Origin of the sequence: Bradyrhizobium sp. LA6.1 (genome assembly GCF_040547805.1) — a bacterium.
Lineage (GTDB): Bacteria > Pseudomonadota > Alphaproteobacteria > Rhizobiales > Xanthobacteraceae > Bradyrhizobium > Bradyrhizobium barranii.
The window spans coordinates 604,512-623,533 of sequence record NZ_JBEPQK010000005.1; the positions used below are offsets into that span (position 1 = coordinate 604,512).

At 63.5% G+C, this 19,022-nt stretch carries 19 protein-coding genes; 13 read left to right on the forward strand and 6 right to left on the reverse strand.

What is annotated here, in order from left to right; translation table 11 throughout:
* Position 1: 1 nt before the first annotated feature.
* Positions 2 to 580: a TetR family transcriptional regulator gene (locus ABIB99_RS16730; RefSeq protein WP_231143663.1), complete on the reverse strand. Its 579-nt coding sequence runs from the start codon at positions 578 to 580 to the stop codon at positions 2 to 4.
* 238 nt (positions 581 to 818) lie between these two features.
* Between ABIB99_RS16730 and ABIB99_RS16735 the strand changes: the two genes are divergently transcribed.
* Both ABIB99_RS16735 and ABIB99_RS16740 read left to right on the forward strand, forming a co-directional pair.
* A complete protein-coding gene (locus tag ABIB99_RS16735) occupies positions 819 to 1,991 on the forward strand; it encodes an acetyl-CoA C-acetyltransferase (protein WP_063985755.1) in 1,173 nt (390 codons plus the stop codon).
* A gap of 177 nt (positions 1,992 to 2,168) precedes the next feature.
* Complete coding sequence (locus ABIB99_RS16740) at positions 2,169 to 3,713, forward strand: acyl-CoA synthetase (RefSeq protein ID WP_063985756.1); 1,545 nt, start codon at positions 2,169 to 2,171, stop codon at positions 3,711 to 3,713.
* Positions 3,714 to 3,886: 173 nt separating this feature from the next.
* Here ABIB99_RS16740 and ABIB99_RS16745 read toward each other — a convergent pair whose 3' ends face one another.
* Positions 3,887 to 4,429 carry a methylated-DNA--[protein]-cysteine S-methyltransferase gene (locus ABIB99_RS16745; protein WP_063985757.1) on the reverse strand — a complete coding sequence of 181 codons (543 nt, stop codon included), beginning with the start codon at positions 4,427 to 4,429 and terminating at the stop codon, positions 3,887 to 3,889.
* Positions 4,430 to 4,567: 138 nt separating this feature from the next.
* On the opposite strand from ABIB99_RS16745, the gene ABIB99_RS16750 reads away from it, so the two are divergent.
* Positions 4,568 to 5,386, forward strand: coding sequence for an alpha/beta fold hydrolase (locus tag ABIB99_RS16750; protein ID WP_063985758.1), 819 nt, complete (start codon positions 4,568 to 4,570; stop codon positions 5,384 to 5,386).
* A 2-nt stretch (positions 5,387 to 5,388) separates the two neighbouring features.
* Positions 5,389 to 6,201, forward strand: a complete 813-nt coding sequence (locus ABIB99_RS16755) for an alpha/beta fold hydrolase (RefSeq protein WP_063985759.1) — start codon at positions 5,389 to 5,391, stop codon at positions 6,199 to 6,201.
* Between the two features lie 167 nt (positions 6,202 to 6,368).
* Here ABIB99_RS16755 and ABIB99_RS16760 read toward each other — a convergent pair whose 3' ends face one another.
* On the reverse strand, positions 6,369 to 6,824 hold the full coding sequence (locus ABIB99_RS16760; protein ID WP_063986725.1) for a carboxymuconolactone decarboxylase family protein: 456 nt from the start codon (positions 6,822 to 6,824) through the stop codon (positions 6,369 to 6,371).
* A 99-nt stretch (positions 6,825 to 6,923) separates the two neighbouring features.
* Here ABIB99_RS16760 and ABIB99_RS16765 point away from each other — a divergent pair, with 99 nt between their 5' ends.
* The 7 genes from ABIB99_RS16765 (at position 6,924) to ABIB99_RS16795 (ending at position 13,470) form a co-directional block, all read left to right on the forward strand.
* Complete coding sequence (locus ABIB99_RS16765; protein WP_063985760.1) at positions 6,924 to 7,793, forward strand: sigma-70 family RNA polymerase sigma factor; 870 nt, start codon at positions 6,924 to 6,926, stop codon at positions 7,791 to 7,793.
* Positions 7,794 to 7,876: 83 nt separating this feature from the next.
* Complete coding sequence (locus tag ABIB99_RS16770) at positions 7,877 to 9,133, forward strand: M20/M25/M40 family metallo-hydrolase (RefSeq protein ID WP_354176672.1); 1,257 nt, start codon at positions 7,877 to 7,879, stop codon at positions 9,131 to 9,133.
* A gap of 183 nt (positions 9,134 to 9,316) precedes the next feature.
* The gene (locus tag ABIB99_RS16775) at positions 9,317 to 9,994 is read left to right on the forward strand and encodes a GntR family transcriptional regulator (RefSeq protein ID WP_063985762.1); all 678 of its coding nucleotides are present in this window, start codon (positions 9,317 to 9,319) and stop codon (positions 9,992 to 9,994) included.
* 141 nt (positions 9,995 to 10,135) lie between these two features.
* A complete protein-coding gene (locus ABIB99_RS16780) occupies positions 10,136 to 10,936 on the forward strand; it encodes a phytanoyl-CoA dioxygenase family protein (protein ID WP_063985763.1) in 801 nt (266 codons plus the stop codon).
* Positions 10,937 to 11,078: 142 nt separating this feature from the next.
* On the forward strand, positions 11,079 to 12,386 hold the full coding sequence (locus tag ABIB99_RS16785; RefSeq protein ID WP_354176675.1) for an NAD(P)H-dependent oxidoreductase: 1,308 nt from the start codon (positions 11,079 to 11,081) through the stop codon (positions 12,384 to 12,386).
* Between the two features lie 436 nt (positions 12,387 to 12,822).
* A complete protein-coding gene (locus ABIB99_RS16790) occupies positions 12,823 to 13,017 on the forward strand; it encodes a hypothetical protein (protein ID WP_208084352.1) in 195 nt (64 codons plus the stop codon).
* Positions 13,018 to 13,092: 75 nt separating this feature from the next.
* A complete protein-coding gene (locus tag ABIB99_RS16795; protein ID WP_063985765.1) occupies positions 13,093 to 13,470 on the forward strand; it encodes a hypothetical protein in 378 nt (125 codons plus the stop codon).
* 205 nt (positions 13,471 to 13,675) lie between these two features.
* Here the strand turns inward: ABIB99_RS16795 and ABIB99_RS16800 are convergent, their stop codons facing one another.
* Positions 13,676 to 14,761 (reverse strand): SDR family oxidoreductase, encoded by a 1,086-nt coding sequence (locus ABIB99_RS16800; RefSeq protein WP_063985766.1) that lies wholly within the window; start codon positions 14,759 to 14,761, stop codon positions 13,676 to 13,678.
* Between the two features lie 292 nt (positions 14,762 to 15,053).
* Between ABIB99_RS16800 and ABIB99_RS16805 the strand changes: the two genes are divergently transcribed.
* Both ABIB99_RS16805 and ABIB99_RS16810 read left to right on the forward strand, forming a co-directional pair.
* A complete protein-coding gene (locus ABIB99_RS16805) occupies positions 15,054 to 16,145 on the forward strand; it encodes a TRAP transporter substrate-binding protein (protein WP_063986726.1) in 1,092 nt (363 codons plus the stop codon).
* Positions 16,146 to 16,475: 330 nt separating this feature from the next.
* Complete coding sequence (locus tag ABIB99_RS16810) at positions 16,476 to 17,567, forward strand: TRAP transporter substrate-binding protein (RefSeq protein ID WP_063985767.1); 1,092 nt, start codon at positions 16,476 to 16,478, stop codon at positions 17,565 to 17,567.
* Between the two features lie 245 nt (positions 17,568 to 17,812).
* On the opposite strand, the gene ABIB99_RS16815 is transcribed toward ABIB99_RS16810, so the two are convergent.
* On the reverse strand, positions 17,813 to 18,400 hold the full coding sequence (locus ABIB99_RS16815) for a hypothetical protein (RefSeq protein ID WP_063985768.1): 588 nt from the start codon (positions 18,398 to 18,400) through the stop codon (positions 17,813 to 17,815).
* Positions 18,401 to 18,750: 350 nt separating this feature from the next.
* A partial coding sequence (locus tag ABIB99_RS16820; RefSeq protein ID WP_354176678.1) for a hypothetical protein occupies positions 18,751 to 19,022 on the reverse strand: 272 nt, incomplete at its 5' end.

The window sequence follows — 19,022 nt, forward strand, 5'->3', positions numbered from 1 at the left end:
ATTATCCGGCCGCGGCAGCTTCCTCGGCTTGCGTGAGGATGCCACCGCAAATCAGCGTTTCCATGTGCTTGATGTATTGCCGGCATACGTCATCGGTGACCGGACCGACGCCGGTCGCGCGAGACATCGCGTGCCGGCCAAAGAACAGGTGATCGCAGGCGCCGATCAGGCTGGTGTAGAACAGCACCGGATCGGTGGCACGGAACTCGCCGCGGCTGACGCCCTCAGTGAGCAGGCGGCGATGGAAATCCAGCAGCGGCGCGACGAAGAACTTTGAGACTTCGTCGGCAGAGCCGGCATTGGTCTCATGCAGCAGATAGTGAATCAGCCGATTCATGTAGGGGAACCGGTAATAGGCGCGGATGATGCCGGCGATGTGCAGCTTCAGCTTCGCCGTCGATGTGATCGGTTGCGCCAGCAGATATTCGAGATTTGACATCTCGGTCGCGGCATCGCGCGCGAGCAGCGCCAGCAAGAGGCCGTCCTTGTTGCCGAAATGATATTTGACCAGCGCGGCATTGGCGCCCGACTTCTGGGCGATGTCGGACAGCGAGATCTCGATCGACGAGCGTTCGATCATCAGCTCGCTCGCGGCCACGAGCAATTTCTCTGCCGTGGAATTCTTTCCGCTGGGGAGCCTGTTCGGTACGCTGGTAGTCACGGAGTTCCCTGTTCTCGCCGCTTGAAGCGGCCGCAGATAAGCCGAAGCAGCGCCTCATCACAAGAGTTAATTGATCGATTGACTAAACGATATCGCGCCCATTAAATCCGCCGCGACAATCCAAACTCGATAGAGAACAATCCAGGGAGAGACCGACATGGCCGAGGCTTACATCGTCGCCGCTGCGCGTACCGCGGGCGGGCGCAAGGGGGGCCGCCTCGCCGGCTGGCATCCGGCCGATCTCGCCGCGAAGGTGCTGGACGAACTGGTCGATCGCACCAAGGTCGATCCCGCCCTGGTCGAGGACGTGATCATGGGCTGCGTGATGCAGGTCGGCGAGCAGTCCAACAACGTCGCGCGCAACGCGATCATGGCCTCGAAGCTGCCGGAGAGCGTTCCGGGCACCTCGATCGACCGGCAGTGCGGCTCCTCGCAGCAGGCGCTGCACTTCGCCGCGCAAGCCGTGATGTCCGGCACGATGGACGTGGTGATCGCCGCCGGCGTGGAATCGATGACGCGCGTGCCGATGGGCCTGTCCTCGCAGCTTCCGGCCAAGAACGGCTTTGGCAATTACAAGAGCCCGGGCATCGAGCACAAATATCCGAACATCGTGTTCAGCCAGTTCACCGGCGCGGAGATGATGGCCGAGAAGTACGGCCTGTCGAAGAATGATCTCGACGAATACTCCTACAACAGCCATCAGCGCGCGATCGCAGCGACGCAAGCCGGCCACTTCAAGAAGGAGATCGTGCCGCTCGAGATCACCCGCGCCGACGGCAGCAAGGACACCCATCACATCGACGAAGGCATCCGCTTCGACGCCACGCTCGACGGCATCAAGGGCGTCAAGCTGATTGCCGAGAACGGCAAGCTGACGGCGGCGAGCGCCAGCCAGATCTGCGACGGCGCCTCCGGTGTCATGGTGGTGAACGAGCGCGGCCTCAAGCAGCTCGGCCTCACGCCGCTGGCGCGCATCCATCACATGACCATGACCGGCGGCGATCCCGTCATCATGCTCGATGCTCCGCTGCACGCCACCAAGCGCGCGCTGGAGAAGGCCGGCATGACGATCGACGACATCGACCTGTTCGAGGTCAACGAGGCCTTCGCCTCGGTGCCGACCGGCTGGCTCAAGACCACCGGCGCCGATCCAGCCCGCCTCAACGTCAATGGCGGCGCCATCGCGCTCGGTCATCCGCTCGGCGGCTCCGGCACCAAGTTGATGACCACACTGGTCCACGCCCTGCACCAGCGCGGCAAGCGCTATGGTCTTCAGACCATGTGCGAAGGCGGCGGCATGGCGAATGTAACGATCGTGGAGCGGCTGTAAGCTGCTGCTGCCACACTAACGGTGTCGTCCCGGCGAAAGCCGGGACCCATACCGCGAAATCTATCGATTGTGGTTGGTCGCAGTACCGAACGACAATCCTCTGCCAAACGACGCCCTGTGGTTATGGGTCCCGGCTTTCGCCGGGACGACATCTCGTGTGCCTTGGGACCTACGCTTATGACCCATCCGTCCGTCTACGCCAAAACCACGCCCGACAAGATCGCCTACCAGATGGCCGGGACCGGCAAGGCGATCACCTATCGCGAGCTCGACGAGCTCTCGAACCAGGGCGCAAACCTGTTCCGCTCGCTCGGCCTGAAGGCCGGCGACCACATCGCGCTCTTGATGGAAAACCGTCTCGCGTTCATGGAGATCTGCTGGGCCGCGCAACGCAGCGGGCTCTATTACACCGCCATCAGCCGCTATCTGAAGCAGGACGAGATCGACTACATCATCGGCGATTGCGGCGCCAAGGTCGTGATCACCACGCCGAAATGCGCCGACCAGATCAGGGCCCTGATCAAGGGGACCGCAGGCGAGCCGATCTTCTACATGGTCGACGAACCCCAGCCCGGCTTCCGCTCCTACGACAAGGAAGCGTCGGCACAGCCGACAACGCCGATTGCGGACGAGGTCGCCGGCTACGACATGCTGTATTCGTCCGGCACCACCGGCCGACCGAAGGGCATCAAGAGGGCCTTCGAAGGCAACAAGATCGACGTGCCGAACGCCTTCCTGCGCGTCCTCTGCGCCGACATGTGCGGCATGAATGCGGAGAGCACCTATCTCTCGCCGGCGCCGCTCTATCACGCGGCTCCGCTGCGCTTCAACATGATGGCGATCGTGCTGGGCGGCACCTCCATCATCATGGAGCATTTTGACGCCGAGGATTTTCTCAAGCTCGTCGAGAAGTACAAGGTCACGCAGTCACAGCTTGTACCGACCATGTTCGTGCGCATGCTGAAGCTGCCGGACGAGGTTCGCGGCAAGTACAACGTCTCCACGCTGAAGGGCGCGATCCACGCCGCTGCCCCCTGCCCTGTCGACGTCAAGGCAAAAATGATCGAATGGTGGGGACCGATCCTGATCGAGTATTACGCCGGCTCGGAAGGCAACGGCGTCACCGTCTGCAATTCGCAGCAATGGCTGGAGCATCGCGGCAGCGTCGGCCGCGCCGTGGTCGGCAAGATCAAGATCCTGGACGAGAACGACGAGGAGCAGCCGGTGGGCGAGATCGGCACGGTCTATTTCGCCGATGCGCCTGTTTTCACCTATCACAACGATCCAGAGAAAACGAAGAAGGCCTACAACGCCAAGGGTTGGTCGACGCTTGGCGACGTCGGCTACCTCGACAAGGACGGTTTTCTGTTCCTCACCGACCGCAAGTCCTACATGATCATCTCCGGCGGGGTGAACATCTACCCGCAGGAGACCGAGGACGTGCTCATCACTCACCCTGATATCGCCGACGTCGCCGTGTTCGGCGTGCCGAACGAGGAGATGGGCGAAGAGGTGAAGGCGGTGGTGCAGCCACACGACATGAGCCGCGCCGGCAAGGCGCTCGAAGCCGACCTGATCGCCTACTGCAAGACACGTCTCTCGGCGATCAAATGCCCGCGCTCGATCGATTTCGAAGCCGAGCTGCCGCGCACGCCGACGGGCAAGCTGGTGAAGCGGCATCTGCGCGACCGGTATTGGCCGAAGACGACGGCAAAGATTTAGCCACTTGCTTACCCTCCCCTGGAGGGGGAGGGTCGGCGCGAAGCGACGGGGTGGGGTGATCTCTCCACTCGGGCACTGTTCCACTCGGAGAGACTGTCACCCCGCCCCGCTGCGCATTCCGCTTCGCTGCATGCGCATCGACCCTCCCCCTCCAGGGGAGGGTGAAGCGGAGATTAATCAAACAAACTCGGCGTGTGGTTCACCAGCGCGCCTTCGATCTCGAGCATCTTCAGCTTCGTCACCACGCCGCCATTGGCCGAGAAGCCGCCGGGCTTGTTGCCGGCGGCCAGCACGCGATGGCAGGGCACGACGATCGGGCACGGGTTGCGGCCGAGCGCCTGACCGACATCGCGCGACAGCTGGACGCCGCCGAGCTGCTTGGCGATGTCGCCATAGGTGATGGTCTTGCCGGGCGGGATGGCGCGGGCGATCTCGTAGACGCCGCGGTTGAAGTCGGGCACGCCGTCGAGATCGAGCGGGATGTCGGTGAGATCGTCCGGCTCGCCCGCGAGCAATTTTGTGATGCGGTCGATCGCCTCTCGCACCTCGGCGGTCGGCTCGGCCTCGGTGGCATCGGCATGGCGCTGGCTGATGCGGGTGCGGATCTTCTCCTCGCCGCCCATGGGCAGTTGCGTGCCGTTGATACCACGCGGGCCCCAGGCGATGGCACAGAGGCCGATCCTGGTGTCGAACAGGGCAAAATGCTGGTCGGTCATGGCTTGGTTCCTGGCTTGCGCCCTCGTCGCATGCCCCCATTGTGATCCATGCCTAAATCTAGGCTTGGAAATAGTTGCGATCCACCCGGTTTCCGGGAATCTTGCACAGGAGTTCCTGCCCCCTCCCGCGAGCCCCGAATGCAAAGCCTCCACGTCAACGGATACGACATGCCCTATCTCGACGTGGGCGAAGACAGGAGCCGGCCGCCGCTGGTCTGTGTACATGGCTCGCTCAATGACTTCCGCGTCTGGGGCTGCGTGCTCGGACCGCTGACGCAGCGGCATCGGGTGATCGCCGTCAGCTTGCGGCACTTCTTCCCGGACCGCTGGGATGGCGTCGGCGACACCTATTCGATCGCCCAGCATGTCCAGGACGTCATCGCCTTCATCGAGAAGCTCGACGTCGGCCCGGTCGATCTGATGGGCCATTCCCGCGGCGGGCACATCTGCTTCCGCGTGGCACAGGCGCGCCCCGACCTGTTGCGGCGGCTGATCCTGGCCGAACCCGGCGGCGAGCTCGATGCGAGCCTCGATCCCGATTACGTCGGCGGCCCCTCGCCGCTGTTGGCGCGGTTCACGGCCTCGGCCGAGAAGATCGCGGCCGGCGATGTCGACGGCGGCCTTGCCGTCTTCGTGGACACGCTGGAGGGCGCCGGCACCTGGCCGCGGCTGCCGGCGATGGTGAAGCAGAATCTGCGCGACAACGCCTATACCCTGATCGGGCAGGTCCGCGACAACCGTCCGCCCTTCTCGAAGGCGGATGCGGAATCGATCAGGATGCCGACGCTGTTCATCCTGGGTGCGCGGACCAAAGGCCTGCTGCCAAAGGTGCTGCATGCGCTGGCCGCGCACGTACCCTATTCCAAGACGGCGATCATCCCGAACGCGACCCATCCGATGTTCGAGCAGGCGCCGCAAAAATACTCCGAACTGGTTCTGGATTTCCTGGCGAGCTGATCATGCAGAGCTTTCGCGTCAACGGTTACGACATGGCCTATCTCGAAGTCGGGGACGGCCCGCCGCTGGTCTGCGTCCATGGCACGCTAGGTGATTTCCGCACCTGGTATTCAGTGCTCGGCCCACTGTCGAAGTCCCATCGCGTGATCTCGGTCAGCCTGCGGCATTTCTTTCCCGAGCATTGGGACGCCATCGGCGACGATTACAAGATGGCGCAGCACGTCGCGGACACGATCGCCTTCATCGAGCAGGTCAAACCCGGGCCGGTCGACCTGATGGGGCATTCGCGCGGCGGCCACATCGCGTTTCGCGTCGCGCAAGCGCGGCCTGACCTGCTGCGCAAGCTGGTGCTGGCCGAGCCGGGCGGCGATCTCGACGCCAGCCTGTCGGTGCCCGAAGGCACGCCCGCGCATCCGCCGCTCGCTGCGAAGACGATACGCTCGGTCGAGATGATCCGCGCCGGCGATCTCGACGGCGCGCTGCAGAATTTCTACGAGGGCATCGAAGGCGACGGCTCGTGGCGGCGCGTGCCGGCGGCGGCGAAGCAACAGCTGCGCGACAACACGCTCACCTTCCTCGGCCAGATCAACGAGCAGCGCCGGCCCTACACGCTCGCTGATGCGCAGGCGATCAGGACGCCGACGCTGCTGATCGGCGGCGGTGCAACCACCGGCAGCCTCTCGGTGATGTGGCGCGTGCTGGCCGAGCACATCGCGGGCAGCAAGACCGCGGTGATCCCCAATGCCGGCCACTGGATGTTCGAGCAGGCGCCGCTTGAGTTCGGCGAGGTGGTGAACAGGTTTTTGGCGGAGTAGCTTTCTTTTTTCCTTCTCCCCTCTTGTCCGCCGAAGCCTTCAGGCGAAGGCGGATGTGGGAGAGATCACATCTGCAAATGAGTCTGCGGAGAAATACCCCTCACCCAAGTGAGTTCGTGTCTCCCAGCGGCGCTGCCCTCTCCCGCAAGGGGAGAGGGCACAGAAACTCACACCTTCCAAACGCCGACCGGCATCTTGATCGTCGCATTCAGCCGGTTCCAGACGTTGATGGTCGCGATCGAGAGGATCAGGGTTGCGAGCTCGCGCTCGTCAAAATGCTTGGAGGCCTCGTTCCAGATCGCATCCGGCACCGGGTCCTCGCGATCGGCAAGGCGCGTGACGGCTTCGGTCAGCGCCAGCGCGGCGCGTTCGGCGTCGCTGAAATAGGGCGCATCGCGCCAGGCCGAGACGGCGAACAGGCGCTCGTCGGTTTCACCCAGCTTGCGGGCGATCTTCGGATGCATGTCGACGCAGACGCTGCAGCCGTTGATCTGGCTGGCGCGCAGGTGCACCAGTTCCAGGAGCTTTTCCGGCAGCCCCTGCTTGGTCAAATTGCCGAGGGATTGAAGGTGGTTCATGGCTTCAGGCAGGACCATGACGGGGTGGTTCATGCGCGCGTGCATCATCTTGCGTCTCCGTTAGAGAATTTGGACGGTTCCGGTCACATCGGCCGGATTGGCTTCGTCATGGGCATGACGGATTGCGATGAGGGAATGTGACCGATGACCCAGAAAAACTTCGAAGAAAATTTTCTTAGCCGCCAATTCGAGGCCAGCAGGGACCATCTGCGCGCGGTCGCCTACCGGATGCTGGGTTCCAGTGCCGAGGTCGACGATGCCGTGCAGGAGGCCTGGCTGCGGGTCAGCCGCTACGACACGTCCGATGTCGCGAACCTGCGCGGCTGGCTGACCACCGTGGTCGCGCGCATCTGCCTCGACATGCTGCGCGCGCGCAAATCGCGCCGCGAGGACCCGATGGGCCCGCACGTGCCCGAGCCGGTCGACGAGACGCGGGAGCGCGAGGCGGAGATGGCCGATTCCGTCGGCGCGGCCCTCCTCGTCGTGCTCGAGACATTGCAGCCGGCAGAGCGGCTCGCCTTCGTGCTGCACGACATGTTCGCAGTCCCGTTCGAGGAGATCGCGCCGATCGTGGGACGCTCGGTCGACGCCTCGCGGCAGTTGGCGAGCCGCGCGCGACGGCGCGTCCAGGGGGCGCCGGTGCCCGAGGCGGACATCTCGCACCAGCGCGCGATCGTCGATGCCTTCCTCAGGGCTTCGCGCGAGGGCAATTTCGAGGGCCTGCTGGCCCTGCTCGATCCCGACGTCGTGTTCCGTGCCGACCAGGCTGCGGTGCGGCTCGGCACGCTGCCGGAGATCCGCGGCGCGGATGCGGTCGCACAGCTCTACAAGGGCCGTGCGCAGGCTGCACGGACGGCGCTGGTCGATGGCGAGATCGGCGTCGCCGTCATCTTCGGCGGACGTCTGCGCATCGCGCTGCGCGTGACGTTCAACGGCGACCGGATCGCGGGGATCGAGGCGGTGGCCGATGCGGACCAGATCGCGACGATGGAGGTGGAGGTGCTGGAGCGCTAGCGGGACGTGGCATCCGGACGGCCCGGATGTTACGCTGAAGTCCAATCGCGCGCGGTGCGCTCAAGACGCGAAAGGACGATTCCATGACAGCCCGCTTCATCCCCCTGCTCGTCTTGTCCCTGCTCGGCCTCGCCGCCGGCAGCACCATCGCGCTTGCGGCCGCCGACGAGAAGCTCAAAGCCGCGGCCGAGCAGGAGAAGGCGCCGCTGATCGAGACCCTGCATGACATGGTGATGATCGAAAGCGGCAGCAGCGATGCCGAGGGCCTGAAGAAGATGGCCGAATTCACCGAGGCGCGCCTGAAGGCGCTGGGCGCCACCATCGAGCGGCGCAAGACCACCGCGGGTACGGGCGCCGACATGGTGATCGCCACCTTCCAGGGCACCGGCTCGCGAAAGCTGATGCTGATCGCGCATATGGACACGGTCTATCAGCGCGGCATTCTCGCAAGCGAGCCGTACCGCGTCGACGGCAACCGCATCTACGGCCCCGGCATCGCCGACGACAAGGGCGGCATCGCCGTGGTCCTGCATGCGCTCAAGATCCTGAAGGACGCCGGCTGGCAGGACTACGCCAAGCTTACCGTGGCCTTCAATCCGGATGAAGAGGTCGGCTCGATCGGGTCGGGCGAGATCATCGCCGAGCTCGCCGACCAGCACGACGTCGTGCTCTCCTGCGAACCCACCGTCGCCGCGCCGATCGCCAAGAATGACGGGCTGTTGCTGGGCGCGAGCGGCACCGCCACCGCGAAGATGGAGGTGAAGGGCCGCGCCTCGCATGCCGGCGCCGCGCCCGATCTCGGCCGCAACGCGCTGATCGAGCTCGCGCACCAATTGCAGCAGACGAAGGACGTCGCGAAGTCGATCCCAGGCACGCAGCTGAACTGGACCACGGCGCAGGCCGGCACGGTGCGCAACCAGATTCCGGAAAAGGCCGAGGCCGGCGCCGACATCCGCCTGACCATCCCCGATGGCATCGCCAAATTGCAGGCGGCGCTCGACGCGAAGGTGAAGGACAAGTTCGTGCCCGACACCGAAACCACGGTGACGATTATGGCGGGCCGCCCGCCCTTCGTCGCTAGCGATCGCGGCCGTGCGCTCGCGCAGGAGGGGCAGGCGATCTATGCCGAGATCGACCGCAAGCTCGACATCGCCGAGATGACCGGCGGCGCCACCGATGCCGGCTATGCCAACCGCAGCGGCAAGGCGGTCGTGGTCGAGAGCTTCGGCCTCGCCGGCTTCGGCTATCACGCCCGGGACGAGTTCATCGACACCAACTCGATCGTGCCGCGGCTCTATCTGGTGAGCCGGATACTGATCGAGCAGGGCAAGAAGAAGTAGGCGCCGGGGCCGGCCAAGCCATTTCGGCGAAAACAACCCCATGCACAGTAGACGGCCCTAGCGATATCAATGGCTTAGCGAGGCCAAAACGGCGGCTTGAGGACCGCCTTGACGCCCTCCCCCTCCTGCGATACCTTCGAATACGGAATTCCGTATTCCCTTTTGTGTCTCGGAGCTGCCGGCGTGATCCCTCTCGACCCGCTCCCGAACCTGATCGACCAGGTCTATGCGCGGATCCTGGAGGCGATCTCCGACCGCACGCTTCAACCCGGCCAGCGCATCCGGCAGAACGAACTCGCCGACAAGCTCGGCGTGTCGCGCCAGCCGGTGTCGCATGCGCTGCATCTGCTGCACCGGCAGGGTCTCGTCGCCGAGAGCGGCCGTCGCGGTTTTGAAGTCACCCAGCTCGACCCCTCGCGCATCCGCCAGCTCTACGAGGTGCGAGGCGCCATCGACGCGCTGGCCGCGCGGCTCGCCGCTCAGCGCGCCGCAAGCGACGCGGCGGGACGCGCGCGGTTGGACGCAGCCCTCGCCGCCGGACGCCGCATCGACCGCAAGACTTCGCTCGCCGAGCTGATCGTGCTCGACGTCGATTTTCACCGCGCGATCTATCAGCTCGCGGGCAATCCCGTGATCGAGGAGACGATCGCGCCGCAATGGCCGCATATGCGCCGCTCGATGGCGACGGTGCTCTCCGAGCTCGATTATCGCGGCAGCGCGTGGGCCGAGCATGCGACGATTGCCGGACACATTCTCGCAGGCGATGCGAAAGCCGCCGAGCGCGCAGCGCTGGCCCATGCGCAGACGGCGGGACGGATGACCGAGGAGAAATTGAGGGCGACGGACGAGGCGGCGGCGTAGCGACTAGCGCGCCCCCCGTCATGCCCGGGCTTGTCCCGGGCATCCACGTTCTTCTCGCGAACGTGGAGCAAAGACGTGGATGGCCGGGTCAAGCCCGGCCATGACGAGAGAAAACAACAAATCAAAACAGGAGGACGACCCATGAAACTGTCTCAGGAGCAATTGGAGTTCTTCCACCACGAGGGCTGGCTGTTCCTCCCCGAATTGTTCAGCCAGGAGGAAGTCGACTTCCTCGCGCGCGAGGCGATCGGCATCTATGACGCGAATCGGCCCGAGGTCTGGCGCGAGAAGAGCGGCGCGCCGCGCACGGCGTTTGCCGCGCATCTCTACAACGAGGCATTCCGCATCTTGGGTGCGCATCCGCGCATGATCGACCCGGTCGAGCAATTGTTCGGCGAGCCGGTCTACATGCACCAGTTCAAGATCAACGCGAAATCGGCCTTCACCGGCGACGTCTGGCAGTGGCACCAGGATTACGGCACTTGGAAGCGCGACGACGGCATGCCGGAGCCGCGCGCGATGAACATCGCGATCTTCCTCGACGAGGTGATGCCGATCAACGGCCCCCTGATGCTGGTGCCGCAGAGCCAGAATGCCGGCGATCTCCAGGCCTCGCATGACCTTGCGACGACCTCCTATCCACTGTGGACGCTCGACGAAGAGACCGTGACGCGCCTCGTCAAGCAGGGCGGCATCGTCGCGCCCACAGGCAAGCCGGGCGGCATGCTGATGTTCCACGGCAATCTCGTGCATGGCTCGGCCGGCAACATCACGCCCTACCCGCGCAAGATCGTGTACCTGACGCTGAACGCGGTCTCGAACTACATCCGCACCCCGACGCGGCCTGAGTACATCGCGCATCGCGATTTTGCGCCGATCAAGACGGTGGACGATGATGCGCTGGTGCGGCTCGCACGTGCGCCGCGACAGGCGGCGGAGTAAGTTCTCACTGTCATTCCGGGGCGCGCCTTCTTGGGCGCGAGCCCGGAATCCATACTCCCGATCGTGGTTATGGATTCCGGGCTCGACGCTGCGCGTCGCCCCGGAATGACGAGCTTTGATTGTTGCGCTCAGGACATCCCCCATGAACCTCTTCCGCCTCCTCCAGGCCCGCGCGTCCGCTGGCAAGCCTGTCCGTGTCGCGCTGATCGGTGCCGGCAAGTTCGGCTCGATGTTTCTGGCGCAGGTGCCGCACACGCTGGGGCTGGAGGTGCCCATCATCGTCGATATCGATCGCGACCGTGCGCGCGAAGCCTGCCGCACCGTGGGCTGGAGCGCCGAGCGGATCGCGGCCACCGTCTTCACCGATGATGGCGCACGCGCCATTGCGGGCGGCGCGATGGATGTCGTCGTTGAAGCGACCGGCAATCCGGCCGTCGGCATCAAGCACGCGCGCGCTGCGATCGCGGCGGGCAAGCATATCGTGATGGTCAATGTCGAGGCCGACGTGCTGGCGGGCCCGCTGCTCGCCGAGGAAGCACGGAAGGCGGGCGTGGTCTATTCGCTCGCTTATGGCGACCAGCCGGCGCTGACCGCCGAGATGGTCGACTGGGTGCGCGCCACCGGTTTTCGCGTGGTCGCAGCCGGCAAAGGGACAAAATATCTGCCAGCCTATCACGACGTGACACCTGACGGCGTCTGGCAGCACTATGGTCTCACCGCGGGCGAGGCACAGTCGGCCGGCATGAATCCGCAGATGTTCAACTCCTTCCTCGACGGCACCAAATCCGCGATCGAGATGGCCGCGATCGCCAATGCCTGCGGGCTCGACGTGCCCGCGAGCGGCTTGCTGTTTCCGCCCTGCGGCGTCGACGATTTGCCACACGTCATGCGTCCCAGCGACAAGGGCGGCGTGTTGGAACGGTCGGGCGTGGTGGAGGTGGTGTCGTCACTCGAGCGCGACGGCCGGCCGGTGTTTCGCGATTTGCGGTGGGGCGTCTATGTCGTGCTGGAGGCGCCGAACGACTATGCCGCCGACTGCTTCAGGCAATACGGCCTGAAGACCGACGGCAGCGGACGCTTCGCGGCGATGTACAAGCCGTACCATCTGATCGGGCTCGAGCTGAACATCTCGATCCTGTCGGCGGCGCTGCGGGGCGAGCCGACCGGCCAGCCCTATGGCTTCCGCGGCGACGTTGCCGCCGTGGCCAAGCGCAATCTGCGCGCCGGCGAGATGCTGGACGGCGAAGGCGGCTACACCGTGTGGGGCAAGCTGGTGCCGGCGGCCGCGAGCCTGAAGGCAGGCGCCCTGCCGATCGGTCTCGCACATCGCCTGAAGCTGAAGCACGACGTCGCCCATGGCGAGATCGTGCGCTGGAGCGACGTCGAGTTCGACGCTAACAACGAGACGATCAAGACGCGAAAGGTAATGGAGACGGCATTCGCGAAATAGCGGCTAGAACTGCCCCGGTTGAGCGGGTGGACTGGGCCAATCCGATCGCAAATTGTTCGGATTATTCCTTGCGAACAAGTCCTGCCTTATAACGCCGCTCGGGCCCGCATCAATTGATGGTGGCATTCCGCGAACATCACGGGTTGGCGCGACTATGACGCCGGTCCGAACGCCACAATTGGCGGGATAGCCAACGTGTCGGCAGTAAGTTGCAGCACTCGCGCCTGCATTGCTTCCAATTGAGAAGCCAATAATTAGCGACGCTGACAAGGCAATTGATCGCTTCATTCTTGCCTCCTGTAGCTGATCCACGGGAGAGAATTATAGATGAAGTGTAGCTATGCCAAAGCGGTGAATGTTGAACCGTGAGTTCGGCTTCTCGATCAAAAGCCGGCATCGGCCGCAGCCCGCGCCATGTCCAACCATATGCGGACTCATGATCGCAGCAGGTTGCGTCCTCTTCGACCACGATGGCCTTGGCTTCGGCCTCCTCGAAATTCTTGCGCTGGTCACAGCGATTGATAGCCCCGAGAAGCCAATGGCCGGGCCGAGCAGTGTCAGGATGGTCGCGAAGGATGACACCGGGATGCTCGTTCTGTTCGTGCTCGCCCAACGTGTCACGTCGATTTGATGTTTTGCGCGCAAAAAAAACGGGTACTGACACACGTGGCATCTTGCACCACGGTCCAACCGTAAGGAGCAATCCATGATAAATCTGAAAATTCTTGGTGCGGTCGTTGTTGTGGCATCTGCCCTGTCCAGCTCTGCTGTACAGGCGCAGTGGTACAACTCCAATCCGGACGCATGCCAAGCTGAATTCGCCAGCTGCACGGGTCTTGGAACGGGGACCACCCCCGACTATCGGGTTCGGCCATCAACTCGGCGAACGGCATATCGCCAGCCGGCAGCGGCGGACGCGACTGTCGGCAACTGGGGCAATTCCTACGCCATGTCGCCCGGCATGTCGTACGGCGAGATGGGCTGGCAGGGCAGCTGGAGTACGTATGCTGCCCGTAACGGCATCGTCTGCCGGCCCGGCACCTATTTCAAGGGTAGCGACGGCCTCCAGCATCTCTGCCAGTAGGTCATCTGCTCTGACGTTAAACAGCTCAGGCGGCCCCAAAGGGGCCGCCTGTTTCGTGCCGGAGTTGTGGCTCTCGCCGAGAATTAGCATCCAGATCGCGCGGTGGGTGCACGACTGGGTGTACGAACGACCCCGATCTCCGGATCGAGGTCGCGTACCGTCACCAGTGCTTCGAGCGGGCGGCGGGCCTTCGTGGTAGCGATCTCTATGGAAGCAGCCGTTCTTCCCTGGCTTGCTTGAACCACTTCCGGAACATGTCCTCGGTGTCCATCATCTCGGTGAAGCCGGCGCGGTTGATCTTCACGGTCGAGACGATCGAGGGCGGACCGGACTCGGTCTGGCCGTAGCGCATGCTGTAATCGGCGTATTGGAACGACAGGCCGACGAAGTCGGCGAGGTCCGGCGACACAAGGTCATGCTTGCGTCGCAACGCGTCCCAAGAAGAGACCCAATTGGGAAACTCCTTGGCGAGCGATAGCGGGATCGGCTTGCCGGGCTTCATCTCCAGCGCGTCGGCCACCGCGGGCCAGATGTTTTCCCAGGTGAAGACATCGCCATTGGTGACGTTGAAGGCTTCGTTCTGTGCCGCCTTGGCCTCGCCCGACCAGGCGATCGCGCGCGCGAGGAGATCGACGTCGACGGCCTGCGCCACCCGCGCGGCGCCGCCGGGAAAGTCGAGCGGCCTGCCCTGCTCGCGCAGCATCGCGGCATAGACGCCGAGTGGCGGGATCAGATCCATGGCGCCGCCCATGGCGAGGCCGACGATCAGAACGGGGCGCAAGATACTCCAGTGCCAGGCTTTCCCGGCCTGGAGCTCGCGCAGGAAATTTTCCTGCGCCCAATAAAAGTTGGGCTGCTCGTACATCTCGGAGCGGCCTTCGCGCGCCGGCACCGTCAAGGGGCGGACGTGAACGCCATAGGCTTTGGTGCCTTGCAGCAGGGCGACATGCTTGAGGTCTGGCGCCATCGGCTCGAGCGCGGCCATCAAATTGCGCAACATCAGATCATTGGTCTTGATCTGCTGCGGATCGCGCCAACCATCGACGAGCTGTGGCGCCTCGTAGAGCGCGGCGTAGATCAAATGGGTGGCGCCCTGAAGCTCGGCCGCGGCACGGCGGCAATCGGCTTCGCTGGTAAGGTCGATCGGGACGTGGCGGGCGCCGTAGAGGTGGCGCGGCTTGCGTCGCGACAGCGCCACAACTTCTGAAGGCTCGGATGTGCCGAAGTGTCGCAACGCGGCGTTGCCGACGAGACCGGTTGCCCCAGCGACCACGACCTTTTTGCCCGTCATGCGCGAGCCTCCCTTGTTATTGCCTAATCGCGTAACAGATCGCTGATGGTTCCGACTTGCGTCTGGCCCGCGTTCGCACTTGCGAGGAAGGCATCAGGCTTGATTATCGCAGGGCGTCCGGTCATCCTTGCTGACGGAACCGCAACGCTCGGCTTCCAGCAACAAGAGCCCATCAGGGCCATTCGGAAACGCTCAAACAAATCTCAACAAGAGAACGTCGATCCTCGACGAAGACAAGACGACAGCAAGATCGTTCCCTGGTCGATGCATCGACGCAATGGAAGGGATGCGCATGAAACGTCGTGATTTTCTGAAGGTGACAGGCGTCGGCCTGGCCGCGAGCACAGCAGTCGCTGCGCCCGCGATCGCGCAGTCGTCGCCCGAGGTCAGGTGGCGCTACGCCACGAGCTGGCCGAAAGCCCTCGATACGCTCTATGGCGGCTGCGAATATTTCTGCAAGCAGGTCGCCGACATTACCGACAACAAATTCCAGATCCAGCCTTTTGCGGCGGGCGAGATCGTCCCGGGCCTGCAGGTGCTCGACGCCGTGTCGAACGGCACGGTCGAGATCGGCAATACCGCGCTTTATTACTATTGGGGCAAGAACCCCGCATTCACGTTCGCAACTGCCCTCCCGTTCGGCTTGAACACGCGCCAGCAGATTTCCTGGCTGCTGTGGGGCGGCGGACAGGATCTCGTCAACGACCTCCTGAAAGAGCACAACGTCTACGGCATCCCGACCGGATCGACCGGCGCGCAGATGGGCGGCTGGTTCAGGAAGGAGATCAAGACGGTCGACGACCTCAAGGGCCTGAAGATGCGCATCGGCGGCTTCGCCGGCACGATCCTCGCCAAGCTCGGCTGCGTGCCGCAGCAGCTCGCCGGCGGCGACATCTATCCGGCGCTGGAGAAGGGCACCATCGACGCGGCCGAGTGGGTCGGTCCCTATGACGACGAGAAGCTCGGCTTCGCCAAGGTCGCGAAGTACTACTACTATCCCGGCTGGTGGGAAGGCACGAGCCAGGGCCACAACATCATGAACATCGAGAAGTGGAACGCGCTGCCCAAGCACTATCAGGCGGCGATCGACGCGGCGTCACGCGACACCTTCACCTGGATCACCGGCAAGTACGATGCGGTGAATGCTCCGGCGCTGAAGCGGCTGATCGTGAACGGCGCGATCCTCAGGGGCTTCCCGCAGGAAGTGCTCGAGGCGTGCTACAACACCGCCAACGAAATCTATGCCGACCTGTCCAAGACCAATCCGCATTTCGGCAAGATGCATGCGAGCATGACCGCGTTCAAGAATGACTCGTTGCCTTGGACGCAGGTGGCCGAGCTGAGCTACGACAGCTTCATGGCGCGGATGCGGACCAAGACGTGAGGCGCTGAGCGGCTCACACGACTAAAGACGGAGAAGCCCCGGAGATGCTGCCATCTCCGGGGTTTTACGTGCTTTGGTTCTGGTTTCGGACCAAACCTGGTTGTCCCCATCGGCTTCGCAACTGCGAGCGTTCCGACGACGCTTGATTATCGCAAGGCGACCGGTCATCCTGATGGGCGGAACCGCAACGTACGGGATCCACAAAGAGCCCTGAAGGGCCGTCGGACACACTCACACCTTCACCAAAGACAAGTTCGGTTCTCGGCGAAGCAAAAGACGACACGAAGATCGTTCCCTTAGTCGAGCAATCGGCACAACGGAGGGATACGCATGAAACGTCGTGAATTTCTGAAAGTGACAGGCGCTGGCCTGGCGGCAAGCACAGCGGTTGCTGCGCCGGCCATCGCGCAATCTTCGCCGGAAGTGAGATGGCGGCTCGCCGCGAGCTGGCCCAAGGCGCTCGATACGCTCTACGGCGGCTGCGAATATTTCTGCAAGCGCGTGGCCGAGGCCACCGACAACAAATTCCAGATCCAGCCGTTCGCGTCCGGCGAGATCGTGCCGGGCCTGCAGGTGCTCGATGCGGTCTCGAACGGCACGGTCGAGATGGGCAACACGGCGCTGTATTATTACTGGGGCAAGAACCCCGCCTTCACGTTCGGCACCTCGCTGCCGTTCGGACTGAACACGCGGGCGCATATTTCCTGGCTGCTGTTCGGCGGCGGCACGGAAATGCTCAACGACCTGCTGAAGGAATACAACACGGTCGGCATTCCCACCGGCTCGACCGGCGCCCAGATGGGCGGCTGGTTCCGGAAGGAGATCAAGTCGATGGAGGATTTCAGGGGACTGAAATTCCGCGTCGGCGGCTTCGCCGGCACGATCATCGCCAAGGTCGGCGGCGTGCCGCAGCAGATCGCGGGCGGCGACATCTATCCGGCGCTGGAGAAGGGCACGATCGACGCCGCCGAATGGGTCGGGCCCTATGACGACGAGAAGCTCGGCTTCGTGAAGGTCGCGAAATACTACTACTATCCGGGCTGGTGGGAAGGCACCGGCCAGGGCCACAACGTCATAAATCGCGACAAGTGGAACGCGCTGCCGAAGCACTATCAGGCCGTGGTCGAGATGGCCTCACGCGATACCTTCACCTGGGTCACCGGCAAATACGACTACGTCAACCCGTCTGCGTTGAAGCGCCTGCTGGTGGCCGGTGCGGTCCTGAAGCCGTTCCCGCAGGAAGTCCTGGAGGCCTGCTACAACGCCGCCAACGAGATCTACGCCGATCTCAGCAAGACCAATCCGCACTTCAACAAGATGTACACCAGCCTGTCGGCATTCAGGAACGAGTCGCTCGCCTGGATGCAGGTCGCCGAGCTCAGCTACGACAGCTTCATGATGCGGATGCGGACACGGACGTGAGGCGTTAAGCGAAACGCAGCGCCACAAACGACGAAAGCCCCGGAGATGTCTCCGGGGCTTTTTGTTTCGGGAGAGCCCGAACCACACCAAAGGTGTCATCGCCCGGCTTGACCGTGCGATCCAGTACTCCAGAGGCCCATATTGGAGAACACGCTCTCACCACCTCCGCCGCGGCGTACTGTCATGCCCCGGCCAAGCCGGGGCATGACAGCTGTGAGTGTGGCGGGCGCTTGCCGTAATAGCGCTCAGTTCTGATCGTCGCCCAGCGCGGCAACCAGCTTGTCGTAGTACTTGCCGACGAGATCGATGTTGGCCTTGTTCTCGACCTGCGGCGCCGGCGTCTTCAGCGCTTCGTTGAGTTCGTCGAGCGCTTCCTTCTTGTCCTTGGCCGGCATCTTCTTGTCGGCCTGGACCTGCGCGATCTGCGCCTTGATGACGGCTTCGGTGCCGACATATTTCTTGGTCGCGGGATCGAAGCCGCCGAGCACGAGGCTGATGTTGTCGACGACGTTGTTGTAATCGTCATAGCCCGCAAAGCCGTTCTTCTTGGCGACGCCGTCGAGCTGACCGATCACCTTCTGGTCGGGTGCGGTGTTCTCGGGCAGCTTTTCCGTGATCGCATCCATGTCCTTCTGCGCGGCGAGCACACCGTCGAGCTGCTTGTCGGTCAGCGCGATCTGCTTGAGGCTAGGCGCCTGCGCCGGCGCGGCCTGCGGAACCGGCGCGGCCTGCTTGGCTTGCGCGAACGCGGTACCGGAGGAGGCAAGCGATGCGGCGGACAGAAGGCACGCGACGCCGAACGCGGTGAGGGCGGGACGAAGCAATGCTGGCATGGGAGTCTCCTCCTGAAGGGGATGGTTGGTGTTGTCAGCGGAAGGTCTTGGCGATCGAGGGTCTCGACGACGGAAAAACTAGGGAGCCTGGAATGAACTGCTCATGAACTCCGCTTGCGTCTGCTAAGGGCCGATCATGGCTGAATGATCACAACCCTGTGGTGGCTCCTGCGATCACCAAACATTGTTCTGCATGCAATCCATCTCGCTTGCCGACCTGTCGAGGCGCCTGCCATTTGCGGCGCGGTGGCGTTCAGCCTGGTGTCAGGAATCATCTGAAATCACGACCTGCGACCGCTCACTGTGCCGACAGAAAAATGCGCTGATGACGAAGGTGCACGAGAGCGCGCTCAGCGTTGAGAGCGGCGAAGATCTGCTGTCGGTCTACGAATGGAAGACGCACCGCGCGAAGCCATGTCTTCTGCTCGCGCCGCGGGATCTACACGTTCCATCGCAAGCACGGCGCCGGATCGTTTCGGCGTCAACGTGTTCTGGCTCGAGAGATGAGGCTCAGTGCCACTGTTGCCGAAGACGACAACACAAACAAAAACGCCGCCTCGGTTTCCGGAAGCGGCGTTTTGTATTCGAACATCGAAAGAGGAAGATTTCTTGTCCTTGGCAG